Origin of the sequence: Erwinia sp. (genome assembly GCF_031978025.1) — a bacterium.
In the GTDB taxonomy this organism is placed as follows: domain Bacteria; phylum Pseudomonadota; class Gammaproteobacteria; order Enterobacterales; family Enterobacteriaceae; genus Erwinia.
In genome coordinates this window covers 1-8,819 of sequence record NZ_DALZCD010000181.1, presented here as the reverse complement: position 1 = coordinate 8,819, position 8,819 = coordinate 1, and the positions used below count along the sequence as shown (strand labels likewise).

6 protein-coding genes are annotated in these 8,819 nt (G+C 53.9%); 3 read left to right on the top strand and 3 right to left on the bottom strand.

Annotation, left to right across the window (positions count from 1 at the left end; all coding sequences use genetic code 11):
* The coding region (locus RTK32_RS14535) for a protein adenylyltransferase SelO family protein (RefSeq protein WP_312045207.1) at positions 1 to 426 on the top strand (426 nt) is incomplete at its 5' end.
* Positions 427 to 495: 69 nt separating this feature from the next.
* Here RTK32_RS14535 and RTK32_RS14530 read toward each other — a convergent pair.
* Together RTK32_RS14530 and RTK32_RS14525 are read right to left on the bottom strand one after the other, a co-directional pair.
* On the bottom strand, positions 496 to 1,542 hold the full coding sequence (locus RTK32_RS14530) for a 3-deoxy-7-phosphoheptulonate synthase (protein ID WP_312045205.1): 1,047 nt from the start codon (positions 1,540 to 1,542) through the stop codon (positions 496 to 498).
* Between the two features lie 162 nt (positions 1,543 to 1,704).
* Entirely contained in the window at positions 1,705 to 2,535 is an 831-nt protein-coding gene (locus RTK32_RS14525) for a pyruvate, water dikinase regulatory protein (protein ID WP_312045203.1), read from the bottom strand.
* 466 nt (positions 2,536 to 3,001) lie between these two features.
* Between RTK32_RS14525 and ppsA the strand changes: the two genes are divergently transcribed.
* A complete protein-coding gene (ppsA, locus tag RTK32_RS14520) occupies positions 3,002 to 5,383 on the top strand; it encodes a phosphoenolpyruvate synthase (RefSeq protein ID WP_312045201.1) in 2,382 nt (793 codons plus the stop codon).
* Between the two features lie 422 nt (positions 5,384 to 5,805).
* Here the strand turns inward: ppsA and ydiK are convergent, their stop codons facing one another.
* Positions 5,806 to 6,927, bottom strand: a complete 1,122-nt coding sequence (gene ydiK / locus RTK32_RS14515; RefSeq protein ID WP_312045199.1) for an AI-2E family transporter YdiK — start codon at positions 6,925 to 6,927, stop codon at positions 5,806 to 5,808.
* 214 nt (positions 6,928 to 7,141) lie between these two features.
* Between ydiK and RTK32_RS14510 the strand changes: the two genes are divergently transcribed.
* Positions 7,142 to 8,819: FAD-binding oxidoreductase (locus RTK32_RS14510; protein ID WP_312045197.1), on the top strand; the 1,678-nt coding region annotated here is incomplete at its 3' end.

Sequence of the window (8,819 nt, the reverse complement as noted above, 5' to 3'; positions counted from 1 at the left end):
AAAAACGATAACGATATCCTGACCGGCCTGCTGTCGTTGATGACGAAAGAGGGCAGCGACTATACGCTGACTTTTCGTATGTTGTGCGAGACCGAGCAGCAGCAGTCGCATTCACCTCTGCGCGATGAGTTTATCGATCGTGAAGCATTTGACAGCTGGTATAACGTTTATCGTCAGCGATTACTGCAGGAAGAAAGCGACGACGCGACGCGCCAGCAAAAGATGAAGCAGGTCAATCCGGCGGTGGTGTTGAGAAACTATCTGGCCCAGCAGGCGATTGAACGGGCTGAACAGGATGACATCAGCGTGTTGGCCCGGCTGCATCAGGCATTGATACGGCCCTTTGACGACGCGCCGGAATTTGCCGATTTGATGCGCCGCCCGCCGGACTGGGGGAAAAAGCTGGAGGTTAGCTGTTCAAGCTAACCTGAGGCAGGGTTATCCGCAAAACCGGCACGTTGAGGTGTGCGGAACCCTGCCTGTTTTCAGGCGGTGTCAGCGCCTTGCTTTCACCGCCTCCGCCAGCAGTGTCAGGACCTCTTCACTGTCTTCCCATCCCAGGCAGGGATCGGTAATCGACTGGCCGTACACCAGCGGCGTGCCGGCCTGCACTTTCTGCGTCCCTTCCTTCAGGAAACTCTCGATCATCACGCCAGCAATCGACTGAGAACCGGTACGGATCTGTTGGGCTATGGACGCGGCGACCTCTTTCTGCAGGCGGTGCTGTTTCAGACAGTTACCGTGGCTGAAATCAATCACTAATCGTTCCGGAAGATTGTGCTCGCGCAGGCTGGCAGCGGCAGAAGCGACGTCTTCCGCATGGTAATTCGGCCGCTTGCCGCCGCGCATAATGATATGCCCTGACGGGTTGCCGCTGGTCTGATAAATGGTCATCTGCCCATACTTGTCCGGCGAGAGGAACATATGGCTGGCACGAGCCGCGCGTATCGCATCAACCGCGATCTGAATATTTCCGTCGGTACCGTTTTTAAAGCCAACCGGACAGGAGAGCGCAGAAGCCATTTCGCGGTGAATTTGGCTTTCCGTCGTGCGGGCACCGATAGCTCCCCAGCTGATCAGGTCTGCCAGAAACTGCCCCACAACCATATCCAGAAATTCGGTAGCCGTAGGCATGCCCAGTCGGTTTATCTCCAGCAGCAGCTCGCGCGCCACGGCCAGGCCATGATTAACCCGGAAGCTACCGTCAAGATCGGGATCGGAAATCAGGCCTTTCCAGCCCACCACGGTACGGGGTTTCTCAAAATAGGCGCGCATCACGATTTCCAGCTCGGCGGCGTGACGCTGGCGCAGCACGTTAAGCTTTGCCGCATAGGCCAGCGCAGCCTCAGGATCGTGAAGCGAGCAGGGGCCAATTACCACCAGCAGACGGCGATCTTCGCCGGACAGGATCCGGGCAATACGCTGTCGGGAAGCGGTAACGTTTTCGGCAATATCAGGCGTGATCGGATAACGCTGCGCCAGTTCGTCAGGCGTAATCAGGCTCTCGATGCGCGCGGTCCGCAGTTCATCTGTCTTGTTCATAGTCTTCCAAAAATTTTTTTCTTCGCAGCGGCGGGAATACCGGGAAGTGATGGCGATCACAATAAACCCGACACGATATGGATTTCAACCCGAAACGCCGGACAGAACGGCGCAACGGGATAAATATCACTGTTTCTGGCGCGGAATCAAAACAAGGGTGCTTCAGTACATACGACGCGTCAGGCCCATGATATCTAAAATTTTCGTGGCAATTTCCTCAACGGAATAGTTGGTGCTGTTGAGGTAACGGATTTGATGCGTCCTGAACAAGGCTTCCACTTCGCCCACTTCCAGACGACACTGGCGCATAGAAGCGTAGCGGGTGTTTTCTGCCCGCTCCTGGCGGATAGCGGCCAGTCGCTCAGGATCGATAGTTAAGCCAAACAATTTATGTTGAAAAGGCCGCAGCGCAGGGGGCAGCTTCAGATTATCCATGTCGTCGGCAATAAACGGATAATTGGCGGCGCGAATGCCGAACTGCATGGCCAGATAAAGGCTGGTCGGCGTCTTGCCGCAGCGCGATACGCCCAGCAGGATCACCTGAGCATCTTCCAGGCCACGCAGTGAAATACCGTCATCGTGCGCCAGGGTGTAGTCGATGGCGGCAATACGGGCATCGTACTTACCCAGATTATTGGCCGTCAGGCCATGTGTGCGATTAGCGACCGGCGCGGGCGCTATCCCCAGCTCTTGCTGTAGCGGCGCCACCAGAGACTGAACGATATCCTGACAGAATCCCTCGCTTTGCAAAATAATTTCACGAATTTCCGGCGTGACGACAGAAATAAAGACCAGCGGTCGCAAGCCGCTTTTCTGCCAGATAGCGTTGATTTGAGCTTTGACAGCCTGCGCTCGCTGTACGTTTTCCACAAAGGGTAGGGTCACGCTATTGATGCTGACAGGAAACTGGGAAAGTACCGCGTGGCCAAGCACTTCAGCCGTAATGGCCGTTCCGTCAGAAATATAAAATACGCTACGTTCGTTGCTGTCCATTTTGGCTTCCTGAAAAACTGAGTGGCAGAGTAAATTAAACTACAGTCTTATAGAAATTAACGCCAGCCGGCATCGTGAAATTTAAATTTCATATTCTATTAAATTTTTATTTTTGTTTCATTGAAAAGGTCTGCACCCCTGTATAATGGCATTAATGAAATAACGTTCCTGTTTATTATGCGTAAAAAGCGATATTAATCAGGAAAGCATTCTGAAAAGGAATCAAGTTAACCCGTTATGCTTCCTGTTTTTGCAATGCAAAGCTGAAATTAAAATTACTATTACTATCAATGTCTTAAATATATTTATTTTGCGTGAAATAAGATTGTCATTCGCGGATTAGTCTTAAAAACTTCCTTTTATTCAGCTTGAACGATTCAACAGTTTCTTTCCACCCGGTGAATGTGGCAGGCTCAAAAACGCACGATGCTATTTCCGTTAATTCATTCACAAAAGGATTGCTTCAATGTCCAATCAAGGCGCACTGCCGTTTGTGCTCTGGTATAACCAGCTTGGCATGAACGATGTTGATCGGGTGGGGGGCAAAAATGCCTCTCTGGGTGAAATGATCACTAATTTGTCATCGCTTGGCGTTTCCGTTCCCAACGGTTTTGCCACTACGGCCGATGCATTCAATCAGTTCCTCGATCAGAGCGGCGTCAGTCAGCGAATTTATGAGCTGTTGGACAACACCGATATTGATGATGTAGACGAGCTGGCGAAAGCGGGCAAGCAAATCCGCGACTGGATTGTGGAAACGCCTTTCCAGCCCGAACTGGAGCACGCTATCCGTGAGGCTTACCAACAGCTCTCTGCTGATGACGCCGACGCTTCGTTCGCCGTTCGCTCTTCCGCAACGGCTGAAGATATGCCGGACGCCTCTTTCGCCGGGCAGCAGGAAACCTTTCTGAACGTACAGGGCTTCGATGCCGTGCTGGTTGCAGTGAAGCATGTCTACGCTTCGCTGTTTAACGACAGGGCGATCTCTTATCGCGTGCATCAGGGCTACGATCATCGTGGCGTCGCGCTGTCAGCTGGCGTGCAGCGCATGGTGCGTTCCGATGCAGGTGCCGCTGGCGTGATGTTCACCATCGATACCGAATCGGGCTTTGATCAGGTGGTCTTTATTACCTCCGCTTTCGGGCTGGGCGAAATGGTGGTTCAGGGCGCGGTCAACCCTGACGAATTCTATGTACATAAGCCCACGCTGGCCGCAGGCCGTCCAGCTATCGTACGCCGTACCATGGGATCGAAAAAAATCCGCATGGTCTACGCCGATTCACAGGCGCATGGCGAACAGGTCAAAATCGAAGACGTGCCGGAAACGGAACGCGATCGCTTCAGCCTTACCAGCGAAGAAGTGGAAGCGCTGGCGGCACAGGCCGTACAGATTGAAAAACATTATCAGCGGCCAATGGATATTGAATGGGCCAAGGACGGGCACACCGGCAAACTGTTTATCGTGCAGGCGCGTCCGGAAACCGTCCGCTCTAACGGGCAGGTGATGGAACGCTATACGCTGCAGGGCAAAGGCAGCGTGGTCGTGGAAGGACGGGCTATCGGCCACCGCATCGGCGCGGGCGAAGTGAAAGTGATTCACGACATTAGCGAGATGAACCGCATTGCCAAAGGTGACGTGCTGGTCACCGATATGACCGATCCCGACTGGGAACCGATCATGAAGAAAGCGTCGGCGATTGTGACCAACCGTGGCGGTCGTACCTGCCATGCTGCCATCATCGCCCGCGAGCTGGGCATTCCGGCGGTGGTAGGCTGCGGCAACGCGACCGAGCACCTGAAAGACGGACATAAGGTTACCGTCTCCTGCGCCGAAGGCGATACCGGCTATGTCTATGACGATCTGCTCGACTTTGAGGTTAAAAGCTCTCAGGTTGACGAAATGCCTGCTCTGCCGCTGAAAATTATGATGAATGTGGGCAATCCCGATCGCGCCTTCGATTTTGCCTGCCTGCCTAATGAAGGCGTGGGGCTGGCGAGGCTGGAATTTATCATTAACCGTATGATCGGCGTGCACCCTAAAGCGCTGCTTGAGTTTGATCGTCAAACGCCGGAGCTGCAAAAGCAAATCCGCAGCATGATGAAAGGGTTTGACGATCCGGTGGAGTTCTATATTGCTCGCCTGACGGAAGGGATCGCTACGCTGGGCGCGGCTTTCTCGCCGAAAAGAGTGATTGTGCGCCTGTCGGATTTTAAAACGAATGAGTACGCCAATCTGGTGGGTGGCGAAAACTATGAGCCAGAAGAGGAAAACCCGATGCTGGGCTTCCGGGGCGCAGGTCGTTACGTAGCCGACAGCTTCCGCGACTGCTTTGCGCTTGAGTGCGAGGCGGTTAAGCGCGTGCGCAACGAAATGGGGCTGACTAACGTTGAGGTGATGGTGCCGTTTGTCCGCACGGTGGCGCAGGCGAAAGCGGTGGTGGAAGAGCTGGCGCGTCAGGGCCTGAAACGTGGCGAAAATGGCCTGAAAATCATCATGATGTGCGAAATCCCTTCCAATGCCCTGCTGGCAGACGAGTTCCTGCAGTACTTTGACGGTTTCTCTATTGGCTCCAACGATATGACACAGCTGACGTTGGGGCTGGACAGGGATTCCGGGGTAGTCTCAGCGCTGTTTGACGAACGTAATGATGCGGTGAAAGCGCTGCTGTCGATGGCCATCCGCTCGGCGAAAAAAGCCGGGAAATACGTGGGCATCTGCGGTCAGGGACCGTCCGATCATGAAGATTTTGCCGCGTGGCTGATGGAAGAGGGGATCGACAGCCTGTCGCTCAATCCGGATACGGTAGTCCAGACCTGGCTGAGCCTGGCAGAATTGCATAAATCATAACGATTCATTATAAGATGCAGTGAAAGGCCGACTTGTGCGGCCTTTTTACTTTGCTACAGATAAAAAAAAGCCCATCACATGGGATGGGCAAAGACTACACACAGCAATTCTTTAGGTTGTTTGGGGAAAAAGGTTGTTTATAAATCAGCGCGTTGCTGCTAAACATAACCGATATACTATTCCCCCCGCTGAAGTGCGTCTTTAAGAATCCTCTTATTAGTTTAAAGGCGATAATATTTAATCAGTGAATTTACAGGCGTAAGAGGCAATAAGTGTACTTTTATTAATCAATTGTCAGTAACTAAGACGCTGAAATTGAAAAAAGGACAAATAATGGTAAAAGTTGCTTAACAAATGCTTCTTTTAAAGTAATGACTGGTTTTAAAGCGTTAAGGCGGTCAGACGCGCTGACCGCCGAAAAGTTATTGTTTGACAGAATTTTCCTGTTCTATTTCAGCAAGTTCTTCTACCACTTCTTCAGGATCATCTTTTGGCGCTGGCTCTTCATGCATCCAGACCGAGACCAGTCGATAAGAGACTGCCAGTACCACCGGGCCGATAAAGAGGCCGATCATACCAAACGCAACCAGTCCGCCAATTACCCCTGAGAGGATTAAAATCATCGGCAGATCGGCACCCATTCTTATCAGCATGGGGCGCAGCACGTTATCCAGCGTCCCCACTACGCAGCTCCAGATCAGCAGAACGGTGCCCCAGGTGGTATCGCCGCTCCAGTAAAGCCAGATAATAGCCGGGACCAGAACCACCAACGGCCCAAGCTGCACCAGACAGGACAGGATCATCACCACCGTCAGGACGGTGGCATAGGGAATGCCGGAAATCGCTAAACCGATACCGCCCAGTACGCCCTGCACCAGCGCGGTAACCACTACGCCAAGCGCAACGGCGCGGATCGCCTGACCGGCAAGCAGTACCGCAGCATCACCGCGACGATGGGCCAGCCGGTAGGCAAAATGGCGGATGCCGTTGCCTACCTGCTCGCCGCGCCAGTAAAGCAGCACGCTGAACAGCAGCATCAGCCCCAGATGCAGCATAAAGCGGCCAAAATGCCCGGCCTGCGCAAACAGAAAAACGCTGGTACGGCCGATATAGGGCTGCACGCTGGTCATCATTGCCGTACCGCCGCCGGCCACCAGATGCCGCCAGGCAGAATAGAGCTTTCGCCCGACCAGCGGAATATCGTGCAGCCACAGCATCTGCGGCAGCATGACATGGCCGGAGGTGGCCCAGGCGATCACCGGCCCACTGTTTTCAATAAGACTGTTAACCAGCAGCGCGACGGGGATGACAAACAGCAGCACCAGCAGCAGCGTCATGGCGATGACCGCCAGCGATCGTCGCCCCCACAGCCAGCCCTGGAATTTCAGCATCAAAGGCCAGGTCGCGATAACCACCATGCTCGCCCAGGCGAATCCCAGCACAAAGGGCTGAACCACCCACAGGCAGGCGACGATCAGCAGCGTAATAAACAGGATGGAGAAGATGATTTGCAGCATGTCCCATCCGTTTTGCGTGTTCTTCATGTATGACCATTAACCTCAAGTAATAAAGCCGCCAGACAACGCCGGAAAGCAGGAGCGGGCATTCCGATCCTGATGTATTAAACGCATTTTCCGTTGAAACGGCACGTTATTCTTTTCATTGCGATTTTGAAAGGGCGACAGGCCATAAAAAAATGTGATAAAACCATAAGAAAGAGCAAACGTTACACCTCAAACACAACCTGGTCACACGATAATGATCCCACAGATTTCTCAGGCGCCGGGCCTCGTTCAACTGGTGCTGAATTTTTTGCAGGCGTTAGAGCAGCAGGGTTTTACCGGTGATACCGCCACCAGCTATGCCGACCGTCTTACCCTGTCCACGGACAACAGTATCTACCAGCTGTTGCCCGATGCGGCTCTCTTTCCCCGCTCTACTGCCGATGTCGCCCTGATTGCCCGCCTTGCAGGAGAAGAACGCTATCAAAGCCTGGTCTTTACGCCGCGCGGCGGCGGCACCGGCACGAACGGTCAGTCCCTGAATCAGGGCATCGTGGTGGATATGTCGCGCTATATGAACCGCATTCTGGACATTAATGTGGAGCAGGGTTGGGTAAAGGTTGAGGCGGGCGTGATTAAAGATCAGCTTAACGCCGCGCTCAAGCCACTGGGCTATTTCTTCTCTCCGGAACTTTCTACCAGCAACCGCGCCACGCTGGGCGGCATGATAAACACCGATGCGTCAGGCCAGGGCTCGCTGGTTTATGGCAAAACGTCCGATCACGTTTTAGGCCTGCGTGCGCTGCTACTGGGCGGCGAGCTGCTGGACACGCGGCCTGTCCCGGTTAGCCTGGCGGAACAGCTGGCGGCAGAGCAAACGCGTGAAGGTCAAATCTACCGCACGGTACTGGCGTGTTGTCGCGACCGCCGTGACGTTATCGTCGAGCACTTTCCAAAGCTCAACCGCTTTTTGACCGGCTACGATTTGCGTCACGCTATTAGTGACGATTTGCAGCAGGTGGATTTAACACGACTGCTGTGTGGCGCAGAAGGCACGCTGGCGTTTATTACCGAAGCCCGCCTGAATATTATGCCGATCCCTAAAGTGCGTCGCCTGGTCAATATTAAATATGACTCTTTCGACTCTGCTTTGCGCAGTGCGCCTTTTATGGTGGAAGCGCAGGCGCTGTCAGTGGAAACGGTCGATTCAAAAGTGCTGAACCTGGCAAAGGAAGATATCGTCTGGCATTCGGTCCGCGAGCTGATCGCCGACGTGCCCGACCAGGAGATGTTGGGGCTGAATATCGTCGAGTTCGCTGGCGATGATAAGGCGATGATTGATGGCCAGGTTGCCTCACTCTGCCAGCGGCTGGAAAGCCTGATGGCGGCAAGCGAGGCGGGTATTATTGGCTATCAGCTGTGTGATGATATCGGCGGCATTGAGCGCATCTACGCCATGCGTAAAAAAGCCGTCGGGCTGCTCGGTAACGCCAAAGGCCGCGCCAAGCCGATCCCTTTTGTAGAGGATACCTGCGTGCCGCCGCAGCATCTGGCGGACTATATTGTTGAGTTTCGCCAGCTGTTGGATAGCCACAATCTGAGCTACGGCATGTTTGGTCACGTGGATGCCGGCGTGCTCCACGTGCGCCCCGCGCTGGATATGTGCGATCCGCAGCAGGAAATGCTGATGAAGCGGATTTCCGACGAGGTGGTGGCGCTGACGGCCCGTTACGGCGGCCTGTTATGGGGCGAACACGGTAAAGGCTTCCGGGCCGAATACAGCCCGGCGTTTTTTGGCGAGGCGTTGTTTAACGACCTGCGTCGCATCAAGGCCGCTTTCGATCCTGATAACCGCCTCAATCCGGGAAAAATTTGCGCACCGTGGGGCGTTGACGAACCGATGATGAAAGTGGATGCGGTAAAGCGTGGCACCA